Source organism: Pseudomonas mosselii (genome assembly GCF_003205295.1).
Classification (GTDB): domain Bacteria; phylum Pseudomonadota; class Gammaproteobacteria; order Pseudomonadales; family Pseudomonadaceae; genus Aquipseudomonas; species Aquipseudomonas mosselii_B.
Map to the genome: position 1 here is coordinate 50817 of NZ_QJRP01000004.1, position 25636 is coordinate 76452.

Sequence of the window (25636 nt, forward strand, 5' to 3'; positions counted from 1 at the left end):
GAAAAGGGCCCGACGCTCACGCGCCAGGCCCTTCGTTACTACCAGCCTCGATCAGCTGTACACACGCCCCAGCAACTGGCGGTGGCTTTCGAACTGATCCAGCACGTCACGCACGATCTGCTCGCGAGTGAAGCCCATCAGGTCGTATTCCTGGCTGCCGTCGTGCAGGTACACCTCGGCACGGTAGAAGCGCTGGCGCACTTCCGGCTCGCCTTCGACCGGCGCCTCGCTCGGCGCGGCCATGTAGCCGTCCAGGCTGGCTTCGTAGACGAACGGGTTGCCCTCCTCCATCATCACCCGCAGGCCCATCATGTTGCGCGACTGGCCAACACGGGTCTCGACTTCGAAGCCCAGGGTGCGCAGCTGCTCGGCGGCTTCCTTGAGCGCCGGGCTGACCTGCTTGTCCATGAAGCGCTGGACCACGGCCTGGGTCGGTTGCAGGTCCAGCTGGCTCAGGCGCTCGCTGAAGCCGCGACGGCCACGGGCAGCCAGTTCGGCGCGCTCGCTTTCGACCGCGACGTCCTGCTTCATAGCCTTCATCAGGCCGAACATGAACAGCACCAGGACCACCGAGAACGGCAGGCCGGCCAGTACCACCATGGTCTGCATGGCTTCGAAGTTACCAGCAAACAACAGGCCAATGGTGACCAGGGTGATGACCACCGACCAGAACACTACCATCCAGTGCGGGGCGTCCTCGTCGACCTTGCCGCCTTTGCACGACAGGTTGGCCATCATCACCGCGCCGGAGTCGGCCGGGGTCAGGAACAGCACGAAGCCGACGAACACCGCCACACCGATGACGATCTTGGCCGCCGGGAAGAACTCCAGCAGCTGGTAGATCGACATCGACGGCTGTTCGAGCGCCGTCTTGCCCAGCTCCACGGCGCCCTGGTTGATCACCAGGTCCAGCGCGGTGTTGCCGAAGATCGACAGCCAGGCCAGGGTGAAGCCCAGCGGGATCAGCAGCACGCCGCTGACCAGTTGGCGCACGGTACGGCCCTTGGAGATGCGGGCGATGAACATGCCGACGAACGGGCCCCAGGAAATCCACCAGGCCCAGTAGAACACGGTCCACAGGCCCAGCCAGCGCTCGGATTTGTCGTTGTCGCCCTCATAGACATAGAGGTCGAAGGTCTTGAGCACGACACCGTTGAGGTAGTCACCGATGTTCTGCACGAAGCCGTTGAGCAGGTGCAGGGTGTTGCCGGCCAGCAGCACGAAGATCAGCAGGCCGCTGAACAGCAGGATGTTCAGGTTGGACAGGCGACGGATGCCGTTCTCCACGCCCGACACCGCGGCCACGGTGGCAACGCCGGCCATGACCAGGATCACCACCAGCAGGTTGGTCTTGCTGTGGTCCATGCCGAACAGGTATTCCAGGCCCGAGGCCACCTGCATCGAACCGATACCGAGGTTGGTCACCAGACCCAGCAGGGTGACGAACATGCCGAAGATGTCCACGGCATGGCCGGCACCGCCCTTGACCCAACGCTCACCGACCAGCGGGTACAGTGCCGAGCGCAGCGCCAGCGGCTGGTTGTGACGGTAGGCGAAGTAACCCACGGCAAGGCCGACCAGGGCGTAGATCGCCCAGCCGTGCAGGCCCCAGTGCAGGAAGGTCAGCTGCAGGCCCTGGCGCGCGGCCTCGAGGCTGGCAGGGGTGCCCTCTGGTGGGTTGAAGTAGTGGTCCAGCGGCTCGGAGGCGCCGAAGTACAGCAGCGAGATACCGATGCCCGAGGAGAACAGCATGCCGGCCCAGGCGCCGTAGCTGAAGTCGGGGGTGTCGTCCTTGCCGCCAAGCTTGAGCTTGCCGTAGTCGGAGAAGGCCAGGTAGACGACGAACAGCAGGTAACCGCAGATTACCAGCATGTAGTACCAGCCGAAGGTACGGGTCAGCCATTTCTGGGCGACGCCCAGCACTTGGCCAGCGGCATCGGGGACAGCGATCAGCAGGGCAGTCAGAACAAGGATCATCAGCGCCGAGGTGTAGAACACCACGCGGTTGACCCGTACCCGCTCGGCGGGGGGGGTTGTCAGGGAGGCAGAACTCATTGCACGAATGCTCCGGGCAGTGCGGCAGTGGAGGCTATACAGTTATTTCCCGCGCAATTGGTGCAATAGCCCTACTGCGCAAGGTGTTATAAAAGGCACCTGGAAACCGTGATCCCGAATCGAAACGCTGCAAAAAAAACAGACCGGCCGTCTGTCGCCTTGCCACGCACTCAGCAGAAGGTGCGCGCATTCGCCACAGACCACCTGGCCCGCTCCAAGGGCCGACCGCGCAGTCCATGACCGCTCGGCAGAATCTGTCCTTTGCATCGCTCATGCCCGTCAACGCCTTGTATTCCGGGGGTTACACGATTTCCTGGGGTGTCGATTCGTGCCCTCTTGACCGTCCTGAAAACTGTCAATGGCACAAATTGTCGCAGAGCTTATTCTTTATTGATTGAACGTTCAATCAAAACAAAATAGACTGGCCTTCGCCGAGGCAGCCGCTTGTCGTCTGCCCGCAGGCCTGAGGAGATAGCAAGATGCCCAAGGTCGGTATGCAACCCATCCGCCGCCAGCAGTTGATCGAAGCCACATTGCAGGCAGTCGATCAGGTCGGACTGGGCGATGCCAGCATTGCGCTGATTGCCCGTTTGGCCGGTGTGTCGAACGGCATCATCAGTCACTACTTTCAGGACAAGAACGGCCTGATCGCAGCGACGATGCGCTACATCATGAACATGCTCAACGAGGGTGTGATCGCGCGTCGTCAGGCACTCACGGACGACAGCCCGCGTGCCCATCTGAAGGTGATCATCGAAGGCAACTTCGATGCGAGCCAGGTGAATGGCCCGGCAATGAAAACCTGGCTGGCCTTCTGGGCCTCCAGCATGCACCAGCCGTCTTTGCACAGGTTGCAGCGGATCAACGATCACCGCCTGTATTCCAACCTGTGCTGCCAGTTCCGCCGCGTCCTGCCGCTCTACCATGCGCGCAAGGCCGCCCGCGGGCTGGCAGCCCTGATCGACGGCCTGTGGCTGCGTGGCGCCCTGTCGGGAGATGCATTCGACACCGACCAGGCAATACGCATCGCTTACGAATACATGGATCTACAACTGGCGAAACAGCAGTCCCTGGGCACAACCGACCAGGCCTCTGAACAGCCGCGCGCAGCGACCAGCCAACCGGCAGGAGCGTGACGCGGCAGCCAACCACACACTGCACTTGCGAGGACACTATGGCCCGTTTCGGAACGCAAAAACTCTACATTGATGGCGCTTACGTCGACGCTGGCAGCGACGCCACCTTCGAAGCCATCAACCCGGCCACCGGCGAAGTCCTCGCTCACGTGCAGCGCGCGACCCAAGCCGACGTCGAGAAGGCCGTCGAAAGCGCCGAGCGTGGCCAGAAAGTCTGGGCCGCAATGACCGCCATGCAGCGTTCGCGCATCCTGCGCCGCGCCGTCGACATCCTGCGCGAGCGCAACGACGAGCTGGCCATGCTGGAAACCCTGGACACCGGCAAGTCGTACTCCGAAACCCGCTACGTCGACATCGTCACCGGCGCCGACGTGCTGGAGTACTACGCAGGCCTGGTACCGGCCATCGAAGGCGAGCAGATCCCGCTGCGCGAATCGTCCTTCGTCTACACCCGCCGCGAGCCACTGGGCGTGACCGTCGGTATCGGCGCCTGGAACTACCCGATCCAGATCGCCCTGTGGAAATCCGCCCCGGCCCTGGCCGCCGGCAACGCGATGATCTTCAAGCCGTCGGAAGTCACCTCGCTGACCACCCTGAAACTGGCCGAGATCTTCACCGAAGCCGGCCTGCCGAACGGCGTGTTCAACGTCCTGACCGGCAGCGGCCGCGAAGTCGGCACCTGGCTGACCGAGCACCCGCGCATCGAGAAAGTCTCCTTCACCGGCGGCACCACCACCGGCAAGAAAGTCATGGCCAGCGCCTCCAGCTCCTCGCTGAAGGAAGTGACCATGGAACTGGGCGGCAAGTCGCCGCTGATCATCTGCGACGACGCCGACCTGGACAAGGCCGCCGACATCGCCATGATGGCCAACTTCTACAGCTCGGGTCAGGTCTGCACCAACGGCACCCGCGTGTTCATCCCAGCCGCGATGAAGGCCGCCTTCGAAGCCAAGATCGCCGAGCGCGTCGCCCGCATCCGTGCCGGCAACCCGGAAGACGAGAACACCAACTTCGGGCCGCTGGTCAGCTTCCAGCACATGGAAAGCGTGCTGTCGTACATCGCCAAGGGTAAAGAAGAAGGCGCCCGCGTACTGTGCGGCGGTGAGCGTCTGCTGGACGGCGACTTCGCCAAGGGCGCGTTCGTGGCCCCGACCGTGTTCACCGACTGCACCGACGACATGACCATCGTCAAGGAAGAGATCTTCGGCCCGGTGATGAGCATCCTCAGCTACGAGACCGAGGAAGAAGTCATCCGTCGCGCCAACGACACCGAATACGGCCTGGCCGCCGGCGTCTGCACCAACGACATCAGCCGCGCCCACCGCATCATCCACAAGCTCGAGGCCGGCATCTGCTGGATCAACGCCTGGGGCGAGTCGCCGGCGGAAATGCCGGTTGGCGGTTACAAGCAGTCGGGCGTCGGCCGTGAGAACGGTGTCAGCTCGCTGGCTCAATACACTCGCATCAAGTCGGTCCAGGTCGAGCTGGGCGGCTACAACTCGGTTTTCTAAACCCCGTTTAGCCACGCCCGTGCCTTCGCGCACGGGCGTTTCCGCTCCCTGACCACCGCCAACGAGGGTACTTTTCATGTCCCAAGAATTCGATTACATCATCGTCGGTGCCGGCTCCGCCGGTAACACCCTGGCCACCCGCCTGACCGAAGACGCCAGCGTCACCGTGCTGCTGCTGGAAGCCGGCGGCCCCGACTACCGCTTCGACTTCCGCACCCAGATGCCGGCCGCCCTGGCCTTCCCGCTGCAGGGTCGCCGCTACAACTGGGCCTACGAGACCGATCCGGAGCCGCACATGGACGGTCGCCGCATGGAATGTGGCCGCGGCAAGGGCCTGGGTGGCTCGTCGCTGATCAACGGCATGTGCTACATCCGCGGCAACGCCATGGACTTCGACGGCTGGGCGGAACTGCCAGGCCTGGAAGACTGGACCTACCTGGACTGCCTGCCGTACTTCCGTAAAGCCGAAACCCGCGACATCGGCCCGAACGACTACCACGGCGGCGAAGGCCCGGTCAGCGTGGCCACGCCGAAAGCCGGCAACAACCCGCTGTTCCACGCCATGGTCGAGGCCGGCGTGCAGGCCGGCTACCCGCGCACCGAAGACCTCAACGGCTACCAGCAGGAAGGCTTCGGCCCGATGGACCGTTCGGTCACCAAGAACGGCCGTCGCTCCAGCACTGCCCGCGGTTACCTGGACCAGGCCAAGAAGCGCCCGAACCTGACCATCGTCACCCACGCCCTGAGCGACCGTGTGCTGTTCGACAACAAGCGCGCCGTTGGTGTGACCTACCTGGTCGGTGACAGCGAAGAGCGCGTCGAAGCCCGCGCCCGCAAGGAAGTGATCGTTTCCTCCGGTGCCATCGCCTCGCCGCAACTGCTGCAGCGCTCCGGCGTCGGCCCGCGTGCCCTGCTAGAAAGCCTCGACATTCCGGTGGTCCACGACCTGCCGGGCGTCGGCGAGAACCTGCAGGACCACCTGGAACTGTACCTGCAGTACGCCTGCACCCAGCCGGTATCGCTGTACCCGTCGCTGCTGTGGTGGAACCAGCCGAAAATCGGTGCCGAGTGGCTGTTCAACGGCACCGGCATCGGCGCCAGCAACCAGTTCGAGGCCGGCGGTTTCATCCGTACCCGTCCTGAGTTCAAGTGGCCGAACATCCAGTACCACTTCCTGCCGGTCGCGATTAACTACAACGGCTCCAACGGCGTGAAAGAGCACGGTTTCCAGGCGCACATGGGCTCCATGCGCTCGCCGGCCCGTGGTCGCATCCAGGCCAAGTCGAAGAACCCGCGCCAGCACCCGAGCATCCTGTTCAACTACATGTCCACCGAGCAGGACTGGCAGGAATTCCGCGACGGCATCCGCCTGACCCGCGAAATCATGGCCCAGCCGGCGCTGGACGCCTTCCGCGGCCGCGAAATCAGCCCGGGCGCCCACGTGCAAACTGATGAAGAGCTGGACAAGTTCATCCGCGAGCACGCCGAAACCGCCTTCCACCCGTCCTGCTCGTGCAAGATGGGCACCGACGACATGGCAGTGGTCGATGGCGAAGGCCGCGTGCATGGCATGCAGGGCCTGCGTGTGGTCGACGCCTCGATCATGCCGCTGATCATCACCGGCAACCTCAACGCCACCACGATCATGATCGCCGAGAAGATCTCGGACAAGATCCGTGGCCGCAAGCCGCTGCCGCGCAGCACCGCCAAGTATTACGTGGCGGGCGATGCCCCGGTGAAGGGCAAAGCCATGCGTGAAGTGAAGCAGGGCTGATACACGCACGGGGCGCAAGCCGCCCCGTTCGAGGTACACGACAAAGGCACTGCCCGCGACTCTGCGGGCGGTGCCTTTTTCATACGCGCGCACCGACGCTTCAAGTGTGCTGCCAAGAGTGCTCGGCGCCCAGCTTCACGACATTGCGCAATGGGAAGTAGTAATCCAGCACGTCCTTGCGCAATTCGTCATACGCCTGCGCCTTCACCTGGACCTGCGGATAACCCCAGGGGAACGACATGTAGTCTGGGCGCAGCCGGCGCATGGTACTGCTCATGCCGATAGGCCCCGTGACACTGAAGATCTTATCGATGTAGGCCTCGTCGTCGGAGTCCATGCGACCAAAGCTGAACTTCGGCCGCGGTCCGGACAGGAATGACGCCGGCAGTGCATCGAACCGCGCGTTGATATCGTCGACGATCCTGCTTAACAGCGGATTGCCTTTCTGGCTGGCGAAATTGCTGTTGTTCGGCCCGAAGTAATGTGTCCCGTCCATGCCGGACCATTCGATCGGTCGCCCAAACAGCACATCGTGAGGCAAGGCCCTGAAGGATACCGACGACAGTGGCCGTACCAATTCGTCATCGCAATCCAGATAGATCATGCCGTGCTCTTCGACGAGACGAAAACGCAAGGCATCCGAGGCTGCCGCATAGTTGTGATTGGTGCCACGCCTGAAGTATCGATAGGTACGGCCTTCCGGCGCCGCGGTCCAGCGATTGAACCAGGCCTGCTCCCTCAGGTCTTGCACATTGACACCAGCCTCGCGCACCGCGTCGACGACCTGCAGGTCGTCGACATCCACGTACAAGGTGAAGACGTAGTCGGGATTGGCGGCGGCATTGGCCTTCATGCGCCCGATCAGATGGCTGGCGGGTGCCTGGTCGCCCATCCAGATCATGCCGACCTCCCGGGGAATCTCGGCCGCCTGCTCGGGCACGAGAGGCAGCTGAGGAAACGTGAAATCCACCACCAGGGCCGGCTTGGGCAGAGTATGTCGCTCCCGCTCATAATCGCTGGCCGAGCCTGACTCCATCTCGTCCCCATATGGCTTTTCGACATGCACGCCGTATGCGTCGGACTCTGGCTCCGGCCCTGACTCCGGCGCCCCCTTGCCGGTCCACACGTACCGCCCATCACTGACCGTCCGCCAGCATCCGGCATCCGCATCGAAGCAGACGGTGACCCTCGAACCAGAGCGCAAGCGGGCGCTATACCTTCCCAGCAAGTTAACTTCGATGCGGTCCATGGGGATGCTCACACTGATTTTCTCCAGCATGGGCTGCTGTGCAATCCCTTCGATCTCCGTCGGTGGAGGGGTCAGGCCGGCGACAACGCCTGGTCCTCGCACCCTGCCAAGAGCACTCCCGCCACCGCGCAGTCCCAGGCGCAGGTCCAGGTCCCAGTAACCATCCTCCGTGGCGCGTAAAAACGGTCCCCACTGCACCGGTTCGCCGTCCGAACGAATACGAAACTGCCCTTCATGCTCGAGCCATTGCACTCGGTAGACGTCATGACGCAGGTTCACATACAGCTTGCCATCCACCCGGAACGTCCCCCTGCCGCCCCCCTCCACGGCCATGTCTTCGCTGCCTGCCACCTTCAGAGCGGCCATGCGCGTCCTGAGCTCCGGCGACAGCGCGTCCAGCACTGGGCGATGCGCCCTGATCTCGGCCATCAGTGGCCATTGCGCGCCAGGAATGCCATCGTCAGCCATCTCGAGCCGCGCCACCCGCTCTTGAGCGCGCGCCTGCTGCGCGGACTCCAGCGCCATGAGCGGCTCACCTTCGAGCAGCGCTTTCGTGGCCTGCAGTTGTGACTTCACCTCACCGACCAGCGGCAACGCATTGAGCAACCCGAACACCACACGCTGGACACCGTCCATCGTGTCCTCCCGGCACTTGGCCGCGACAACCTCGCCCACGCCCACCGCCAGCAAGCCAACGCCCAGGGCGATCGCCACTGGCACCAGCGCCGGAAACACCAGCGTGAGGGTACCCACCACATTGGCCATCACCTCCAGTCCGGTGGCCACGTTCCTGGCGTAGTAGTCGCCACGGGTGCCGATCTCGAACTTCGCATCGGCGTAGTAGCGCTGTTTGATCAGCCGGGTCATGTGATTGGCTGGGTAGGGCAAGCGACCGCCCAGCGTGATCAGGCTGCTCGGCGACCAACGGCCGGTGTCCCGGTCCAGGCTGGACGGATACCGGGCGATGCCACGCAGGGCAGTTTCCACGCCGCAGAAGAACATGCCATCCAGCCGGTCGCCGGCCTGGAAGTGGCTGGCCAGCGAGGCGCGTCGGCGCGGGTCGCGGCACTGGTGGGCAATCCAGTCGCGCATTTCATCCAGATTGGCAAAGCCGTGCAGCGGCGAAGAGTTGCCCGGGATATACAGCACCACGTCTTTCTCGCCAATGCACTGGATCACCAGGATATCCGAGGCGATGTAACCGTAGATGCGCAGTTCGCACATCGCATGCCTGGACGAGATCAAGTTGTCGGTGAAATAGCGATACGAGGTGTTCTCCCAGCTGGTCTGCGGGTGCAAGGTCATGCTCTTGAGCACAAGCTCGGCATGCCGGGCGCTCAGGCTGCCTTCATCGCGCTGCAGCAACGCAGCACGCACCAGCCCCCCCTTGTACTGCATGGCATAGCGGTTCTCATGGTCCGTCCAGAAGCGATCCAGATGCTCCAGGTAGTGTGCCTGCAGGCGGGTTTCCCAAACGAAATCCCGAAACACCTGAGGGTCGAGATCGACCTGATTCGAGGCGTCATAGGTCTGCGGCGTGGTGCGTCGGTAGATCGCCTCGTAAGCCTCACTGTCGCCCAGTTCGGAAACGCCCAGGGGGCCCAACTCATTCACCGCATAGCCCGAGCGGCGCCACTCCATCGGATGCGCCAGGTGATCGAACCAGCTACCGACGCCGCTCTGCTGCCAGTTGCCGATGGTGGCCTGCACCAGCGTCATGGCATGGGCGACCTGCGCCTTCCAGGGGCCGGGACTGATCTTGACGAAACGCACTACCAGGGTCGCCAGGATCAAGTCCTCGGGATCGTCGTCGATGCCATGACGGACCAGGAACTCGCGGATCTTGCGCACCGCGAACGCTTCCGGCGTCTGCAACGTGACTTTCTGGCGGGCAAATACGCGCTCGATCGATGGCAACGGGTCTGGCTCGATGGTGTCTTGCACATCGATGACATAAGGGCCCAGATAGGGGTCTGCGCCTTCGAGCAGGAAGATGTCCGTCTCGGTGTGGACTGCCGGCTCCGGCAGGTAGGGTTCGCCACGCGCGACGATTTCAGGGTGTACGGGGGTATAGCTCATAAAGCGTCCTTCGATACTCGCTGCTTCTGGTCGGCGACAGAATCACCATTCACCAGCCGGTCAGGTGCTACTGATGCACCACCCTGTCCCTACGCCCTCTCGAAACGGTGCTTTTGTCCTGCTCAAACGCTTTACAGCCTGCCAATTCATCAGGTTAGAATCGGTTGGCACGCGACCTGCTAGTTCATGCCTCAGGTCCCTTTCCCCGCGATGTACCGGAGTAATTGCCTTTGGATGCGAGCACCATCAACAGCCTGTTCCTGATCGGCGCACTGCTGGTCGGGGCCAGTATCCTGGTCAGCTCGCTGTCGTCGCGTCTGGGCATCCCCATTCTCGTCATCATCCTCGCGGTCGGCATGATCGCCGGGGTCGATGGTGGCGGCATCATCTTCAACAACTACCCGACCGCCTACCTGGTGGGCAACCTGGCGCTCGCCGTGATCCTGCTCGACGGCGGCCTGCGTACCCGGGTAGCGAGTTTCCGCGTGGCGCTGTGGCCGGCCCTGTCGCTGGCCACGGTCGGCGTCTTGATCACCACCGGCCTGACCGGCATGGTCGCCGCCTGGCTGTTCGACCTGAGCCTGATCCAGGGCCTGCTGATCGGCGCCATCGTCGGCTCCACCGATGCCGCGGCGGTGTTCTCGCTGCTCGGCGGCAAGGGCCTGAACGAACGGGTCACCGCCACCCTGGAGATCGAGTCGGGCAGCAACGACCCGATGGCGGTATTCCTCACCGTCACCCTGATCGACATGATCGCCAGCGGCCAGACCGGCCTGCACTGGAGCCTGCTGACCCACCTGCTGCGCGAGTTCGGCATCGGCGGGCTGATGGGCCTGGGTGGCGGCTGGCTGATGCTGCAACTGGTCAACCGCATCAACCTGGCCGGCGGCCTGTACCCGATCCTGGTGGTGGCCGGCGGCCTGGTGGTGTTCTCCCTGACCAACGCCCTGCACGGCAGCGGCTTCCTCGCCGTATACCTGTGCGGCCTGGTGCTGGGCAACCGGCCGATCCGCAGCCGCCACGGCATCCTGCACATGCTCGACGGCATGGCCTGGCTGGCGCAGATCGGCATGTTCCTGGTGCTCGGCCTGCTGGTCACGCCCCACGACCTGCTGCCCATCGCCCTGCCCGCCCTGGGCCTGGCGCTGTGGATGATCCTGGTGGCCCGCCCGCTGTCGGTGGTCGCCGCGCTGCTGCCGTTCAAGGCCTTCCATGGCCGTGAGAAAGGCTTCATCAGCTGGGTGGGCCTGCGTGGCGCGGTGCCGATCATCCTGGCGGTGTTCCCATTGATGGCGGGGCTGCCCCAGGCGCAACTGTTCTTCAACCTGGCGTTCTTCATCGTGCTGGTGTCGCTGCTGGTGCAGGGCACCAGCCTGCCGTGGATGGCCAAGCTGCTGAAGGTCACGGTACCGCCGGACCCGGCACCGATTTCCCGCTCCGCGCTCGAGGTACACGTCACCAGCGAGTGGGAGCTGTTCGTCTATCGCCTGGGCGCCGAAAAATGGTGCATCGGCGCCGCCCTGCGCGAGCTGAAGATGCCCGAGGGCACGCGGATCGCCGCGCTGTTCCGCGGTGAGCAACTGCTGCACCCGTCGGGCAGTACCGTGCTGGAAGTCGGCGACATGCTCTGCGTGATCGGCCACGAACATAACCTGCCGGCGCTGGGCAAGCTGTTCAGCCAGGCGCCGCAACGTGGCCTGGACCTGCGCTTCTTCGGCGACTTCGTCCTCGAAGGCGATGCCGAGCTGGGTGCGGTGGCCGCACTTTATGGCCTGAAACTCGACGGTCTGGACGCGAATATGCCGCTGGCGCAGTTCATCCGACAGAAGGTCGGAGGCGCGCCAGTAGTAGGCGACCAGATCGAATGGCACGGCACGATCTGGACCGTCGCGGTCATGGACGGGAACAAGATCCAGAAAGTGGGCGTCAGATTCCCCGAAGGCACCCGCCCCGGCCCCGGGCTGTTCCTCTAAACTCCGATTTGCCGCGTAACACAAGAATTCTGCCTATGTCCCTGCGTGACCATTGCCGCGCAGCCCTGCTGGGGCTGTGCCTGACCCTCTCGTTCGCCGCCGGCGCGGTGGAAATCCCGACCACCCCGGGTATCCAGAGCAGCCTGAGCAAGATCGCCGAGCGCAAGCTGCCGGAAACCGAGCAGAAAGCCGTGCAACAGGTGCTGGAACAGACCCTGGCGCTGCTCAACGCCCGCGACGACAGCGAGAGGAAACTCGAAGCCCTCAAGCAGCAGTTGGCCAATGCTCCCCAGGAGATCCGCGACAGCCAGCGCGAGCTGATCAAGCTCAAGGCCAGCAACGCCGTGCCAGTGGCGCAGCGCTACGCCAGCCTGACGGTGCCGCAGCTCGAGCAGATGCTCAGCGAACGCAGCACCCAGCAGGGCGACCTGCAGAAGGCGCTGTCCGAAGCCAACAGCCTGATCATCAACTCGCAGACCCGCCCTGAGCGCGCCCAGGCCGAGATCAGCAGCAACCAGATGCGCGCCCAGCAGATCAACAACAGCCTCAAGAGCGGCAAGGACAACGGCAAGGCGATCAACGCCGACCAGCGCAACCAGCTCAACGCCGAACTGGCCTCGCTCAACGCGCTGACCCTGCTGCGCCGCCAGGAACTGGCCGGCAATAGCGTGCTGCAGGACCTGGGCAACGCCCGCCACGACCTGCTGATCGAGCGCGCCACCCGCCTGGAGCAGGAAATCCAGGACCTGCAGACGCTGATCAACGAAAAGCGCCTGGCCCAGTCGCAACAGGCCGTCACCCGCCAGTCGATCGAGGCGCAGAAGGCCGGCGGCAGCAACCTGCTGGCCACCGAGAGCACCGCCAACCTGCAGTTGTCCGACTACCTGCTGCGCAGCACCGACCGCCTCAACGAGGTGACCCAGCAGAACCTGCGCACCAAGCAGCAGCTCGACAGCCTCACCCAGGCCGACCAGGCCCTGGACGAGCAAATCAATGTGCTCAAGGGCAGCCTGCTGCTGTCGAAGATCCTCTACAAGCAGAAGCAGGCCCTGCCGCACCTGAAGCTTGACCGCAACCTGGCCGACCAGATCGCCGATATCCGCCTCTACCAGTTCGAGATCAACCAGGAACGCGAACAGATGAGCAGCCCGTCCAACTATGTGGACAAGCTGCTGGCCAGCCAGCCCGAGGAAGATGTCACCCCGCAACTGCGCAAGGCCCTGCTGGAAGTGGCGATCACCCGCAGCGACCTGCTCGAACGGTTGAACCGCGAGCTGTCGGCGCTGCTCAACGAATGCATCACCCTGCAGCTGAACCAGAAGCAACTGCTGAGCACCGCCCAGAACCTGCGCACAACGCTGGAAGAGCAGATGTTCTGGATCCCCAGCAACAAGCCGCTGGACTGGCAATGGTTGCGCGAAGTACCCGAGCGCCTGACCACCCAGGTGGCCAGCCTGCCCTGGGGCGCGGGCATCAAGGAACTGGCTGACGGCCTGGTGCAACAGCCGCTGCTGTTCCTGCCGCTGATCCTGGTGATCGGCGCCCTGTTGTGGCGGCGCAAGGCGCTATACCGGCGCCTGGGCAAGGTCCACCAGGACATCGGCCACTTCAAGCGCGACAGCCAGTGGCACACGCCCCAGGCGATCCTGATCAATATCCTGCTCGCCCTGCCGGTGGCCCTGGCCCTGACCCTGGGCAGCTACGCCCTGCAGCTCGACGCCCGTGGGCAGAACGCCAACCTCGGCGCCGCCTTGTGGCAGATCGCCCAGGCCTGGCTGGTGTTCTACACCGCCTACCGCATCCTCGCCCCGGGCGGCGTGGCCGAGATCCACTTCCGCTGGCACAAGCCCCAGGTCGAGTTCCTGCGCGGCTGGGTGCGCCGGCTCGGCACCGTGGTGCTGGCCCTGGTCGGCGTGGTGGCGGTGGCTGAACACCAGCCGTCGGCACTGGCCGAGGACGTGCTGGGCATCGGCGTGGTGCTGACCTGCTACGCCCTGATGGCCTGGCTGCTCAGCCGCCTGCTGCTGAGCAGCCCGGCGCACCAGAACACTTCGTTGTTCCGCAAGGCCGTCGGAGTGGCCTTCACCGCCTTGCCCATCGCGCTGTTCGTGGCGGTGTGCTTCGGCTACTACTACACCGCCCTCAAGCTCACCGACCGGTTGATCTACACCCTCTACCTGCTGCTGTTCTGGCTGGTGATCGAGGCCGCGTTCGTGCGCGGCCTGTCGGTGGCGGCGCGGCGCCTGGCCTACCAGCGCGCCCTGAGCAAGCGCCAGGCGGCCAAGGAAGGGCTTGACGGCGAGGTGGTGGTCGAGGAGCCGACCCTGGACATCGAGCAGGTCAACCAGCAGTCCCTGCGCCTGATCCGCCTGGCCCTGCTCGGCGGCTTCATCGGCGGGCTGTACTGGGTATGGGCGGACCTGATCACGGTATTTGCCTACCTCAACAACATCACCCTCTACGAGTACAGCAGCGGCACCGGCGCGGCGGCCAGCATGGTGCCGATCAGCCTCGGCGACCTGCTCGGCGCCATGGTCATCGCCGGTATCGCCGTGGCCCTGGCCAGCAACCTGCCGGGCCTGCTCGAAGTGCTGGTGCTGTCGCGCCTGAACCTGGCCCAGGGCAGCGCTTACGCCATCACCACGCTGCTGTCCTATGTGATCGCCGGCGTCGGCATCGTCAGCACCCTGGCCACCCTCGGGGTCAGCTGGGACAAGCTGCAATGGCTGGTAGCAGCGCTGTCGCTGGGCCTGGGCTTCGGCATGCAGGAGATCTTCGCCAACTTCATCTCCGGCATCATGATCCTGTTCGAGCGCCCGGTGCGTATCGGCGACACCATCACCATCGGCAACCTCTCCGGCACGGTGAGCAAGATCCGCATCCGCGCCACCACCATCACCGACTTCGACCGCAAGGACATCATCGTCCCCAACAAGACCTTCATCACCGGCCAGCTGATCAACTGGTCGCTGACCGACACGGTCACCCGGGTGACGCTGAAGCTGGGCATCGACTACGGCTCGGACCTGGACCTGGTGCGCGACCTGCTGCTCAAGGGCGCCCACGAGAACCCACGGGTGCTCAAGGATCCGGAGCCGCTGGTGTACTTCCTCAACTTCGGCGAAAGTTCGCTGGACCACGAGCTGCGCATGCACGTGCGCGACCTGGGCGACCGCAACCCGACGCTGGACGAACTGAACCGCTATATCAACCGCGAGTTCAAGGCGCACAACATCAAGATCTCGGTGCGTCAGGTGGAGGTGTTCCTCATGGATACCAAGGGTGGCAAGCAGCAGTTGATCCCGATGGAGCGCAAGCCGGACAGCACGCCTCCCGTCTGAGTGGACGTCAAAGGGGTAACCGCCCAGAATGCCGGCGAGGGCTTCGCCCTCGTTCGCGGGTAAACCCGCTCCCACAGAGCAAGCGCGCCCCCTGTGGGAGCGGGTTTACCCGCGAAGGGCCGCACAGCGGCCCCAATGGCATCGAATCCAGGAGCAGGCCCCGTGAAGTCCCTCGACCAACTCACCTTCGACAACCGCTTCGCCCAACTCGGCGACGCGTTTTCCACCCAGGTCCTGCCCGACCCGATCGCCGATCCACGCCTGGTCGTCGCCAGCGAATCGGCCATGGCCCTGCTCGACCTCGACCCGGCCCAGGCCGCACTGCCGGTGTTCGCCGAGCTGTTCAGCGGCCACAAGCTCTGGGAAGAGGCCGACCCGCGGGCGATGGTCTACTCCGGCCACCAGTTCGGCTCCTACAACCCGCGCCTGGGTGACGGTCGCGGCCTGCTGTTGGGCGAGGTCCTCAACGAGGCCGGCGAGCACTGGGACCTGCACCTCAAGGGCGCCGGCCAGACGCCCTATTCGCGCATGGGCGACGGCCGCGCCGTGCTGCGCTCGTCGATCCGCGAGTTCCTCGCTTCCGAGGCCCTGCACGCCCTGGGCATTCCCAGCAGCCGCGCATTGTGCGTGATCGGCTCGAGCACCCCGGTATGGCGCGAGACCCGCGAGAACGCCGCCATGCTCTTGCGCCTGGCCCAGAGCCACGTGCGCTTCGGCCACTTCGAATACTTCTACTACACGAAGCAACCGGAACAACAGCGGGTGCTGATCGACCATGTGCTGGAGCAGCACTACCCCGAGTGCCGAGACGCCGAGCAACCCTACCTGGCCATGTTCCGCACCATTGTCGAGCGCAACGCCGAGCTGATTGCCCGCTGGCAGGCCTATGGTTTCTGCCACGGGGTGATGAATACCGACAACATGTCGATCCTCGGCATCACCTTTGACTTCGGCCCCTACGCCTTCCTCGACGACTTCGACGCCAACTTCATCTGCAACCATTCCGATGACCGGGGCCGCTACAGCTACGCCAACCAGGTGCCGATCGCCCACTGGAACCTCAGCGCCCTGGCCCAGGCCCTGACCACGGTGATCGAGGTCGAGCCGCTGAAGGAGGCGCTGGGGCTGTTCCTGCCGCTGTACCAGGCGCACTACCTGGACCTGATGCGCCGCCGCCTGGGCCTGACCACCGCCGAGGACGACGACATGGCGCTGGTCGAACGCCTGCTGCAGTGCATGCAACGGGGTGGCGTGGACTACACCCTGTTCTTCCGCCGCCTTGGCGAGCAGCCCGTGGCCCAGGCCCTGCAGGTGGTACGGGAAGACTTCATCGACCTGGCCGGCTTCGACGCCTGGGGCGCCGAGTACCAGGCGCGCTGCGAGCGCGAACCAGGCAACGCCGAAGGACGGCGTGAGCGCATGCATGCGGTCAACCCGCTGTATGTGCTGCGCAACTACCTGGCGCAGAAGGCCATCGAAGCCGCCGAGGCGGGTGACTACAGTGAAGTGCGGCGGCTGCACCAGGTGCTGGGCAAGCCGTTCGAGGAGCAGCCCGGGATGCAGGCCTATGCCGAGCGGCCGCCGGAATGGGGCAAGCATCTGGAAATCAGTTGTTCGTCATGAACCCCGGGGCCGCTACGCGGCCCCAGCAATATCAAGGAGATGAAATGTCCGAACCACTGGTAATCCCCTGCCCCCACTGCAACGGCCTCAACCGCCTACCCGCCGAGCGCCTGGGCGACAGCCCCAAATGCGGCCGCTGCAAACAGGACATGCTGCTCGCTCAGCCCTTCGAACTGAACGAAAGCACCTACGCCGCCCAGATCAAGGGCGACCTGCCGTTGCTGCTGGATGTCTGGGCCGACTGGTGCGGCCCCTGCAAGAGCTTCGCCCCGGTGTTCGAACAGGCCGCGCGGCAGCTCGCCGGCCGCTGCCGCCTGGCCAAGCTCGACAGCGAGGCCAACCGCAACCTCGCCGGCCAGCTCGGCATCCGCTCGATTCCCAGCCTGATCCTGTTCAGGAACGGCCGTGAAGTGGCGCGCCAGGCCGGCGCGTTTCCACTGCAGTCGTTGCTGGAGTGGCTGCGCAGCCAAGGAGTCTAGATACGCTCACACACTGGCCAGAAGGGACTCATAGGGAATCCTCAGACCATCGTGCAAGCGCTTGATCATCGAGAGGCTCAAGCCTCGCTTGCCGTTCAATACTTCGGAAACGCGACCGCTCGGCCCGATATAACGCTCAAGATCACGCGGCGTCAGCCCTTGCTGGTCCATGCAGAACTTGATCGCTTCGATCGGGCCCGCTGAATGAATCGGATAGTGCTTGTTCTCATAAACTTCGATCAATGTCACAAGCACTTCCATTTCATCCGCCTCCGGTGTCCCGGCTTCGGCCTGGAAAATGGCTTCCAGCCGCTTGAAGGCGGCCTGCAGGTCATCGTCACTGCGAATGGGCTTAATATTCATTGATCGTCTCCACGTCGATCTCGTCATAGCGCTTGTGCGTTCCGACGAATTTCACCCAGGCAATACCTGCCCGATACTGCATTTCCACCACGAGCCGGTACTTGTTGCCTCCGATGTTGAATACCACACGATTGTTCGCGCAGATGCTGGCATTGCCAATCTGCGCCTTCACGTCCTGCGGAGAACACCAATCGGCCTTGAGCACCAGGTCATGCCAGCTTTCCAGGGGCGCCTTGGCATCCTCATGCCCGGGCAGCTCCCAGAACCGGACCAACGATCGCTTTGCAATAATTCGCATCCCGGCGCAATCTCCCGTTTTGGGAGATACTAGTCAGGATCGGTACTGCTCGCAAGTACCGTTTAGGCGCTGCGCTCCAGCAAATCATGCAACTCGACGAACTGCTGGGTCAGCTTGTGCCGTGGCTCCAGGTGGATCAGCGGCAGGCTGGCATGGTGGGATTCGCGCATCTTCACCGAACTGCCCAGGTACACCGGCAGCACCGGCAGGCCTTCGGCCAGCAGCTCATCGAGCATCTGCTGGGGCAAGCTGGCCCGTGACTGGAACTGGTTGACCACGATGCCCTCGACCATAAGCTCGTCGTTGTGGTCCTCCTTGAGTTCGTCGATCTCGGCCAGCAGGCCGTACAGGGCCTGGCGCGAAAAGCTGTCGCAGTCGAAGGGTATAAGCACGCGATCGGCGGCGATCAACGCGGAAACCGCGTAGAAATTCAGTGCAGGCGGGGTATCGATGTAGATCCGCTCGTAATCTTCGTCCAGCTCGTCGAGCAGTTTGCGCAGCTTGTTGATCTTGTGCTTGGCCTCGAGCTTTGGCTGCAGGTCGGCCAACTCCGCCGTGGCGGTGACCACGTGCAGGTTATCGAAGGGGGTTTCGTAGATATCAACCTTGTTCTTCTTGGCGAACGGCCCGCTGGACAGCGACTGCTTGAAGAAGTCGGCGATGCCCATGGGAATGTCGTCACCGGTCAGGCCGGTCAGGTACTGGGTCGAGTTGGCCTGGGCATCCAGGTCGATCAGCAGGGTCCGATAGCCTTCACTGGCGCTGACCGCCGCAAGATTGCAGGCAATGCTCGACTTGCCCACGCCACCTTTCTGATTGAACACCACGCGCCGCATGTCAGACCTCCGTGTATCAACGAATGCCCGAGTATGTGGTCAGCGCAGCGGTTTAGCCAGCACCTTCGGGCTGCTCCAGCCCAGCCAGCAGGGCGATGAAGGCATTGGCCATGGCCGAACCGGGCGCCTCGCGACGTACCAGCCACACGGCGGTCATGGCCTCTTCGTCGAGCAGCGTGCGGTACACCACGCCTTCGATGCGCATGCGCTGGAACGAGGCCGGCAGCACCGAAACACCCAACCCTGCCGATACCAGGCCGATGATGGTCATCGCCTCCCCCGCCTCCTGGGCGAAATGCGGGCTGAAACCCGCCTGGCGCGCCAGGCTCAGCAACTGGGCATGCAAGCCACTGCCGTAGCTGCGCGGGAAGAATACGAACGGCTCGTGGGCCAGGGCCTGCATGTGCACACCCTGTTCACTGCCAACGGCCAGCGGGTGAGATGCATTGAGCACGGCCACCAAAGGCTCGCGGAACAACTCGGTGCAGGCGATCCCTTCGGGCAGCGGCATCGGACGCATCAGGCCGATCTCGATGGACTCGTCGAACACCGCCTCGACCACCTCACGGCTGCTCATTTCCTTGAGATTAAGATGAACTGACGGATAGCGCTGGCGGAAGGCACGAATCGCCTGGGGAATCCGCGAAGTGAACGGTGCCGACGAAGTGAATCCGATCTTCATCTCGCCCAATTCACCCAGTTGCGCTCGCCGCGCCACATCGGCCGCCTTCTCCACCTGCGCCAGCACCTGACGTGCTTCTTCGAGGAACAATCGCCCGGCCTCGCTCAACTCGACCCGGCGGTTGGTGCGCTCGAACAGGCGGGCCCCAAGCTCCTGCTCCAGGGCCTGGATCTGCTGGCTCAAGGGCGGCTGGGAAATACCCAGTTGCTGGGCGGCGCGGCCGAAATGCAGTTCCTCGGCCACGGCGATGAAATAGCGCAGATGACGCAGCTCCATGATCGACTCCAAACAGGTCGTAAAACGTCTTAAACAGGTCGAACAATATATTGGATCTAATCATTAGCCAGCTATATGCTTTTTTCATCGCAGCACCGGCCCCAGCGCCCGAGGTACCCTCCGTGAGATCCGCCGTAGTCCCCCTGCCTGCCGAACCCGAGCCTGTCGTCAACGATATCTGGATCGAGAAAGGCTCGCCCGCCTTCATGAAAACCGTGCTGGCCCTGTTCAGCGGTGGCTTCGCCACCTTTGCCCTGTTGTACTGCGTGCAGCCGATGATGCCGCTGCTTTCCCGGGAGTTCTCGATCAACGCCGCGCAGAGCAGCCTGGTGCTGTCGGTGTCCACCGCCATGCTGGCGTTCGGGCTACTGGTCACCGGGCCAATCTCCGACCGCATCGGGCGCAAGCCGGTGATGGTCTTTGCCCTGCTCTGCGCGGCCCTGTCGACCCTGGCCAGCGCGGTGATGCCGAGCTGGGAGCTGGTGCTGGCCGCGCGTGCCCTGGTAGGCCTGTCGTTGAGCGGCCTGGCGGCGGTGGCGATGACCTACCTGAGCGAAGAAATCCACCCGCAGCACATCGGCCTGGCCATGGGCCTGTACATCGGCGGCAACGCCATTGGTGGCATGAGCGGGCGCCTGATCACCGGGGTATTGATCGACTTCGTCAGCTGGCACACGGCGATGCTCACCATCGGCGGGCTGGCCCTGGCAGCAGCGCTGGTGTTCTGGAAGGTGCTGCCCGAATCACGCAACTTCCGGCCCCAGGCGCTGAATCCGCGCAGCCTGCTGGACGGTTTCGTCATGCACTTCAGGGATGCCGGGCTGCCCTGGCTGTTCCTCGAAGCCTTCCTGCTGATGGGTGCCTTCGTCACCCTGTTCAACTACATCGGCTACCGCCTGCTGGCCGGGCCCTATCACATGAACCAGGCGCTGGTCGGGCTGCTGTCGGTGGTGTATTTGTCAGGGATCTACAGCTCGGCACAGGTCGGCGCCCTGGCCGACAGGCTGGGACGGCGCAAGGTGTTCTGGGCCAGCATCCTGGTGATGGCCGGCGGCCTGTTGATGACCCTGGCCACCCCATTGGCGATGATCATCGTCGGCATGCTGGTGTTCACCTTCGGCTTCTTCGGCGCGCACTCGGTGGCCAGCAGCTGGATCGGCCGCCGGGCGCTGAAGGCCAAGGGACAGGCGTCTTCGCTTTACCTGTTCTGCTACTACGCGGGATCAAGTGTCGCCGGGACTGCCGGCGGGGTGTTCTGGCACCAGTGGGGCTGGAACGGGACAGGGCTGTTCATTGCCAGCCTGCTGGCGGTCGCATTGCTGGTGGCGCTGCACCTGAGCAGGTTGGCGCCTAAATCGGGCTGATGCCGGGGCAACTGTGAGGCGCTTGTTGCGCGTGGGAAGGGTCTGAAACGCCTCACTCAATACTCGATTAAAATCCAGGTTAATAATCAACATTAGCAACTCTTTGTTTGTCAGCATCCACCCAAGTGGATAAAAATCGATCAACCACAACTACAAGAAAAGCCAGGATCGATCGATGGCCAACGCCTCCTGCTCCGCCCCCGCGCAACTGCGCCGTGTCCTGGGCCTTCCCGCCCTGGTGTTCTTCGGCCTGGTGTACATGGTCCCGCTGACCATCTTCACCACCTATGGCATCGTCACCGAACTCACAGGTGGCCGTACCGCTGGCGCCTACCTGGTCACCCTGCTGGCCATGCTGTTCACCGCCACCTCCTACAGTTTCATGGTCAAGCGCTTCCCGGTCGCGGGCTCGGCGTACTCCTACACCAACATGGCCTTCGGGCCGAGCGTGGGTTTCCTCGCCGGCTGGTCGCTGTTGCTCGACTACCTGTTCATCCCGATGATCAACTACCTGCTGATCGGGCTGTTCCTCAACATCGCCTTCCCGGCCATCCCGGCCTGGACCATCGTGCTGGCCGCCATCGCCCTGGTGACCGTGCTCAACGTGGTCGGCATTCACTCGGTGGCCAAGACCAGCAACCTGATCGTCGGCGCGCAGATTGTCTTCATCGGCGTGTTCGTCGCCCTCTCGTGGCAAGGCCTGGCCGGGCAACCGGTGGACCTGCTGGCGCCATTGCGCGGTGATGGCAGCGCCCCGGGCTTTGGCGCGTTGATGGCGGGGGCGGCGGTGCTGTGCCTGTCGTTCCTCGGCTTCGATGCCGTGTCGACCCTGGCCGAAGAATGCAAGGATGCCCGCCGCGACGTGCCCCGGGCGATCATCCTCACCACCCTCGGCGCCGGGCTGCTGTTCACCGTGCTGGCCTATGTCAGCCAACTGGTGCTGCCGGGCAGCAGCTTCGCCAACACCGATGCCGCGGCCAACGAAGTGATGATGAAAGCCGGCGGGCAGTTCCTCGCCAACTTCTTCACCGCCGCCTTCGTCGCCGGCAGCCTCGGTTCGGCCCTGGCCTCCCAGGCGGCGGTGTCGCGCATCCTGTTCACCATGGGCCGCGACCGCGTGCTGGCGCAGCGCAGCTTCGGCTACCTGTCGCCGCGCTTCGGCACACCGGTGTTCGCCATCCTGCTGGTGTCGGCGTTCTCGCTGCTGGCGCTGGTGATCGACCTGGCCACCCTCGCCTCGCTGATCAGCTTCGGCGCACTGGTGGCATTCTCGGCGGTGAACCTGGCAGTGGTGAAGACGCACTTGCTGGATGACAGCACGCAACGCAGCCCGATGGGCCTGCTGCGCTATGGTGTGGTACCGCTGGTGGGACTGGGCCTGACCTTGTGGCTGTGGACCAGCCTGTCGGCGTTGACGCTGGTGATCGGCTTGTGCTGGTTCGCGTTGGGGTTGGCCTACCTGGCGGTGCTGACTGCCGGATTCCGTCGGCCGGTGCGGATGGTGGATTTCTCCGAAGCTGCGTGATTCCACACTTTGTGCAGAACCTGGGGGCGCCTCGCGCCCCTTTCGCGGCACAAGGCCGCTCCAGTGCCCGTGTCAGGCGCTCAGACCGATGGCTGGCTCAACGGCGCAGGGGTGTTCCACAGGCTGCCCAGGTTCTGCAGCAACGACCCGGCAATTCCCTGCTGCCCCAGGTACTGCAGGATCAACGGCGCGAACTGCCCGATCATCCCGGTATCCATCCCCAGCGCCTTGAAGGCGGTGTCCAGGTCGTTGCGGTTCTGCACCTCGCCCCCCAGTGCATTGCTCAGCGCCGAGCTGTTCTTGTCATTGCCGAGCAACTGCCCCAGGCCGCTCAGCCCTCCCAGCGCATTGGTGCCCGACAGCAGGTCCAGCCCGGGCACGGCCTTGGTCAGTTGCCCATAGTCGTCGCCGCTGAGGTTGTTGCGCGCCAGCCCCAGCATCGCCCCGGCGCCGCCGATGGCTTGTTCGGGGGTGATCTTCAACTCACTGCCCAAGGTGTTGAGGAGGTTGGCCTGGCCTGCCGGAGCCTGCACCTGACCCTGTTGATTCGGGCTCTGCATGGCCGAGACGGCGTTGGCCGCGTCGCTGAGGTTGAAGGCGAACACCGGGCTTGCGGCCAGGGTCATCAGGGTTGCCAGGGTGAATGCTTTCATCGGGAGGGACCTCGTCGGCCGGAATGGCCGGGAAACGAGGGGTTGGACTGGAGCGTCGGGGGTTTGTTCCGGGCCGGCCATCGGTGCTCATTGCAAGGCCCGCGATGGACATTTACTGGCCAGCTCTGTTTTCCACCGCACTGGCCAGCGCATCCGCCTGCCCCCAGGCGATCTGGAATCTGCTGAAGGATAGGTAGGGGGGCCGCAGCCTAGCATTTTTGCCAGTTGTCTATTGCCAGACCACCCGGCAGAGTCAAACTCCACTTCCTTGCTTTGGAGCTCGTATGAAACGGGAGTCAATACAACACGCTTCACCGACGCTGCTATCAACTGATATGTCCGGTTCAGTATTACGGCATCACCCTCTAGTAGCAATGCAAGCTTTTTCATACACCGCCTATGGAAGTGAGAAGTCACCCTCCCCGGCAACATCATTACTTGGTTTCAACGGTGAACTTCGCACCCCCATCGGAGGCTACCTGCTCGGAAACGGCTACCGCACCTACAATCCTGCACTGATGCGGTTCAACTCTCCAGATAGTTTAAGTCCGTTCGAAGCTGGAGGGCTCAATCCTTATTCATATTGCTCAGGGGATCCAATCAACAATATCGACCCCAGCGGCCATATGCAGCGTGCCTCGAAACAAACCCAACTGTCCCCTCGACAACAAATCGGTAGCATCCTAAGCCGGCAAGTAGAGCTCAAAACAAAAATAAACTCAATAACAGCTGAAATAAGTATAAATAAAAAGGCAGAAGAAAAACTAAATCCAAAACTTGAAAACATCCAGGCCAGTCTCAAAAAAGATCGTGGCCTGAAAAATAGCCGCTCAGGTCTACATTCCAGTGAGAGGGCCAAAGCAGAAGAACGCAAGGACAAGATTCTCGGTGAAATGGTTGGTCTTGAGAAGGCACGCACCGCACTACAAAACAAAGTGACCGAATACCAAGATAGCTTCAGAAAGCTAAATACCGAACTTGACGTTATCGAGGACACTATTGGCACTACAGCGTTCAATGCAATATACGACGACATCATGCAGCCCGCCGACTCAAATTCAAGTACACGCAGCAATACAAACTAAAGAGCAGAGCCCCTTCGTGGGGCTCTGGCTGTTCTTATCAAGCAGCACTAAACGTCCTATGCGGATCAATCACAAACTTCTTCGGCACCCCCGCATCAAACTCCCCATACCCCTCCGGCGCCTGGTCCAGGCTGATCACCTGTACCCCCACCACCTCTGCGATATTGATGCGATCCCACATGATCGCCTGCATCAACTGGCGGTTGTACTTCATGGTCGGGGTCTGCCCGGTGTGGAAGCTGTGGGACTTGGCCCAACCCAGGCCGAAGCGGATGCTCAGGGCACCGATCTTGGCAGCGGCATCCACCGCGCCCGGATCCTCAGTCACGTACAGGCCGGGGATACCGATCTTGCCGGCCACGCGGGTCACCTGCATCAGCGAGTTGAGCACGGTGGCCGGGGCCTCGTGCTTGGCGCCTTCATGGCCATGGCCGCGGGCCTCGAAGCCGACAGCGTCAACGGCGCAGTCCACTTCCGGCTCACCGAGGATATCGATGATCTGCTCGTGCAGCGGGGTGTCCTTGGACAGGTCGACCACTTCGAAACCTTGCGACTTGGCGTGGGCCAGGCGGGCCGGGTTGAGGTCGCCGACGATCACGCAGGCGGCGCCCAGCAGGCGGGCGGAAGCGGCGGCGGCCAGGCCGACCGGGCCGGCACCCGCGACGTAGACGGTGCTGCCCGGGCCAACACCTGCGGTGACGGCGCCGTGGTAACCGGTGGGGAGGATGTCGGACAGGCAGGTCAGGTCGCGAATCTTCTCCATGGCCTTGTCGCGGTCCGGTAGTTTCAGCAAGTTGAAGTCGGCGTAGGGCACCAGCACGTACTCGGCCTGGCCGCCGGTCCAGTCGCCCATGTCGACATAGCCGTAGGCGCCACCGGCGCGCGCCGGGTTGACGGTGAGGCAGACGCCGGTGTGCATCTCCTTGCAGGAGCGGCAGCGGCCGCAGGCGACGTTGAACGGCACCGACACCAGATCACCGATCTTCAGGCGTTCGACATCACGGCCCATTTCGACGATTTCACCGGTGATTTCATGACCCAGCACCAGGCCGACCTGGGCGGTGGTGCGGCCGCGGACCATGTGCTGGTCGGAGCCGCAGATGTTGGTGGAGACCACCTTGAGGATGACACCGTGCTCGATCTTCTTGCCGCGCGGGTCCTGCATCTTGGGGTAGTCGATCTTCTGCACCTCGACCTTGCCCGCGCCGAGATACACCACTCCACGGTTACCAGACATGCTTCTTACCTCGCTTGATTTGTATTTATGCAGCGGTGGTGGAAAGCGCCGCCTTTTCCGTGGGCGGCCTGTGTTACTGGAATGAAGAGGATTGTGG

18 protein-coding genes are annotated in these 25636 nt (G+C 63.4%); 10 read left to right on the forward strand and 8 right to left on the reverse strand.

Translation table 11 applies throughout. The features are described 5' to 3' along the window. Positions 1 to 51: 51 nt before the first annotated feature. Complete coding sequence (locus DMX06_RS05170) at positions 52 to 2055, reverse strand: BCCT family transporter (RefSeq protein WP_110735254.1); 2004 nt, start codon at positions 2053 to 2055, stop codon at positions 52 to 54. 479 nt (positions 2056 to 2534) lie between these two features. Between DMX06_RS05170 and betI the strand changes: the two genes are divergently transcribed. From betI to betA, 3 genes are all read left to right on the forward strand, one after another. Further along, on the forward strand, positions 2535 to 3191 hold the full coding sequence (betI, locus tag DMX06_RS05175; protein ID WP_110735256.1) for a transcriptional regulator BetI: 657 nt from the start codon (positions 2535 to 2537) through the stop codon (positions 3189 to 3191). A gap of 38 nt (positions 3192 to 3229) precedes the next feature. Beyond that, positions 3230 to 4702: a betaine-aldehyde dehydrogenase gene (betB, locus tag DMX06_RS05180; protein WP_046853877.1), complete on the forward strand. Its 1473-nt coding sequence runs from the start codon at positions 3230 to 3232 to the stop codon at positions 4700 to 4702. Between the two features lie 76 nt (positions 4703 to 4778). Then, entirely contained in the window at positions 4779 to 6476 is a 1698-nt protein-coding gene (gene betA, locus DMX06_RS05185) for a choline dehydrogenase (RefSeq protein WP_110735260.1), read from the forward strand. 100 nt (positions 6477 to 6576) lie between these two features. Here betA and DMX06_RS05190 read toward each other — a convergent pair whose 3' ends face one another. Beyond that, positions 6577 to 9804 (reverse strand): dermonecrotic toxin domain-containing protein, encoded by a 3228-nt coding sequence (locus DMX06_RS05190; RefSeq protein ID WP_110735262.1) that lies wholly within the window; start codon positions 9802 to 9804, stop codon positions 6577 to 6579. A 230-nt stretch (positions 9805 to 10034) separates the two neighbouring features. On the opposite strand from DMX06_RS05190, the gene DMX06_RS05195 reads away from it, so the two are divergent. The 4 genes from DMX06_RS05195 to trxC all read left to right on the forward strand — a co-directional run bounded on the left by DMX06_RS05195 (position 10035) and on the right by trxC (position 17220). Beyond that, positions 10035 to 11777, forward strand: a complete 1743-nt coding sequence (locus DMX06_RS05195; protein WP_110735265.1) for a potassium/proton antiporter — start codon at positions 10035 to 10037, stop codon at positions 11775 to 11777. A gap of 35 nt (positions 11778 to 11812) precedes the next feature. Further along, entirely contained in the window at positions 11813 to 15118 is a 3306-nt protein-coding gene (gene mscK / locus DMX06_RS05200; RefSeq protein ID WP_110735268.1) for a mechanosensitive channel MscK, read from the forward strand. A 162-nt stretch (positions 15119 to 15280) separates the two neighbouring features. Then, positions 15281 to 16741: a protein adenylyltransferase SelO gene (selO, locus tag DMX06_RS05205; RefSeq protein WP_110735270.1), complete on the forward strand. Its 1461-nt coding sequence runs from the start codon at positions 15281 to 15283 to the stop codon at positions 16739 to 16741. Positions 16742 to 16785: 44 nt separating this feature from the next. Next, positions 16786 to 17220 carry a thioredoxin TrxC gene (trxC, locus tag DMX06_RS05210; RefSeq protein ID WP_110735274.1) on the forward strand — a complete coding sequence of 145 codons (435 nt, stop codon included), beginning with the start codon at positions 16786 to 16788 and terminating at the stop codon, positions 17218 to 17220. Between the two features lie 6 nt (positions 17221 to 17226). Here trxC and DMX06_RS05215 read toward each other — a convergent pair whose 3' ends face one another. The 4 genes from DMX06_RS05215 to DMX06_RS05230 all read right to left on the reverse strand — a co-directional run bounded on the left by DMX06_RS05215 (position 17227) and on the right by DMX06_RS05230 (position 19675). Further along, entirely contained in the window at positions 17227 to 17583 is a 357-nt protein-coding gene (locus tag DMX06_RS05215; RefSeq protein WP_110735277.1) for a helix-turn-helix domain-containing protein, read from the reverse strand. After that, the gene (locus DMX06_RS05220; RefSeq protein WP_050707314.1) at positions 17573 to 17881 is read right to left on the reverse strand and encodes a type II toxin-antitoxin system HigB family toxin; all 309 of its coding nucleotides are present in this window, start codon (positions 17879 to 17881) and stop codon (positions 17573 to 17575) included. Before DMX06_RS05220 ends, DMX06_RS05215 begins: the two co-directional genes overlap by 11 nt. Before the next feature lie 62 nt (positions 17882 to 17943). Continuing rightward, entirely contained in the window at positions 17944 to 18717 is a 774-nt protein-coding gene (locus tag DMX06_RS05225; protein WP_046853870.1) for a ParA family protein, read from the reverse strand. Positions 18718 to 18769: 52 nt separating this feature from the next. Then, on the reverse strand, positions 18770 to 19675 hold the full coding sequence (locus DMX06_RS05230) for a LysR family transcriptional regulator (RefSeq protein WP_110735280.1): 906 nt from the start codon (positions 19673 to 19675) through the stop codon (positions 18770 to 18772). Positions 19676 to 19797: 122 nt separating this feature from the next. Between DMX06_RS05230 and DMX06_RS05235 the strand changes: the two genes are divergently transcribed. After that, on the forward strand, positions 19798 to 21039 hold the full coding sequence (locus DMX06_RS05235) for an MFS transporter (RefSeq protein ID WP_110735282.1): 1242 nt from the start codon (positions 19798 to 19800) through the stop codon (positions 21037 to 21039). A gap of 175 nt (positions 21040 to 21214) precedes the next feature. After that, positions 21215 to 22564, forward strand: a complete 1350-nt coding sequence (locus DMX06_RS05240; protein WP_110735285.1) for an APC family permease — start codon at positions 21215 to 21217, stop codon at positions 22562 to 22564. Positions 22565 to 22644: 80 nt separating this feature from the next. On the opposite strand, the gene DMX06_RS05245 is transcribed toward DMX06_RS05240, so the two are convergent. Next, positions 22645 to 23217 carry a DUF2780 domain-containing protein gene (locus DMX06_RS05245; protein ID WP_110735287.1) on the reverse strand — a complete coding sequence of 191 codons (573 nt, stop codon included), beginning with the start codon at positions 23215 to 23217 and terminating at the stop codon, positions 22645 to 22647. Between the two features lie 284 nt (positions 23218 to 23501). Here DMX06_RS05245 and DMX06_RS05250 point away from each other — a divergent pair, with 284 nt between their 5' ends. Then, positions 23502 to 24302 (forward strand): RHS repeat-associated core domain-containing protein, encoded by an 801-nt coding sequence (locus tag DMX06_RS05250; RefSeq protein WP_110735290.1) that lies wholly within the window; start codon positions 23502 to 23504, stop codon positions 24300 to 24302. A 37-nt stretch (positions 24303 to 24339) separates the two neighbouring features. On the opposite strand, the gene fdhA is transcribed toward DMX06_RS05250, so the two are convergent. Further along, positions 24340 to 25539, reverse strand: a complete 1200-nt coding sequence (fdhA, locus tag DMX06_RS05255) for a formaldehyde dehydrogenase, glutathione-independent (protein WP_069015871.1) — start codon at positions 25537 to 25539, stop codon at positions 24340 to 24342. Positions 25540 to 25636 lie beyond the last annotated feature (97 nt).

What these genes read in the sequence shown, in the direction of transcription:
- DMX06_RS05170 (WP_110735254.1), bottom strand. Translation starts at nt 2,055, where the DNA reads ATGAGTTCTGCCTCCCTGACAACCCCCCCCGCCGAGCGGGTACGGGTC.
- betI (WP_110735256.1), top strand. Translation starts at nt 2,535, where the DNA reads ATGCCCAAGGTCGGTATGCAACCCATCCGCCGCCAGCAGTTGATCGAA.
- betB (WP_046853877.1), top strand. Translation starts at nt 3,230, where the DNA reads ATGGCCCGTTTCGGAACGCAAAAACTCTACATTGATGGCGCTTACGTC.
- betA (WP_110735260.1), top strand. Translation starts at nt 4,779, where the DNA reads ATGTCCCAAGAATTCGATTACATCATCGTCGGTGCCGGCTCCGCCGGT.
- DMX06_RS05190 (WP_110735262.1), bottom strand. Translation starts at nt 9,804, where the DNA reads ATGAGCTATACCCCCGTACACCCTGAAATCGTCGCGCGTGGCGAACCC.
- mscK (WP_110735268.1), top strand. Translation starts at nt 11,813, where the DNA reads ATGTCCCTGCGTGACCATTGCCGCGCAGCCCTGCTGGGGCTGTGCCTG.
- trxC (WP_110735274.1), top strand. Translation starts at nt 16,786, where the DNA reads ATGTCCGAACCACTGGTAATCCCCTGCCCCCACTGCAACGGCCTCAAC.
- DMX06_RS05215 (WP_110735277.1), bottom strand. Translation starts at nt 17,583, where the DNA reads ATGAATATTAAGCCCATTCGCAGTGACGATGACCTGCAGGCCGCCTTC.
- DMX06_RS05220 (WP_050707314.1), bottom strand. Translation starts at nt 17,881, where the DNA reads ATGCGAATTATTGCAAAGCGATCGTTGGTCCGGTTCTGGGAGCTGCCC.
- DMX06_RS05225 (WP_046853870.1), bottom strand. Translation starts at nt 18,717, where the DNA reads ATGCGGCGCGTGGTGTTCAATCAGAAAGGTGGCGTGGGCAAGTCGAGC.
- DMX06_RS05230 (WP_110735280.1), bottom strand. Translation starts at nt 19,675, where the DNA reads ATGGAGCTGCGTCATCTGCGCTATTTCATCGCCGTGGCCGAGGAACTG.
- DMX06_RS05240 (WP_110735285.1), top strand. Translation starts at nt 21,215, where the DNA reads ATGGCCAACGCCTCCTGCTCCGCCCCCGCGCAACTGCGCCGTGTCCTG.
- DMX06_RS05245 (WP_110735287.1), bottom strand. Translation starts at nt 23,217, where the DNA reads ATGAAAGCATTCACCCTGGCAACCCTGATGACCCTGGCCGCAAGCCCG.
- DMX06_RS05250 (WP_110735290.1), top strand. Translation starts at nt 23,502, where the DNA reads ATGAAACGGGAGTCAATACAACACGCTTCACCGACGCTGCTATCAACT.
- fdhA (WP_069015871.1), bottom strand. Translation starts at nt 25,539, where the DNA reads ATGTCTGGTAACCGTGGAGTGGTGTATCTCGGCGCGGGCAAGGTCGAG.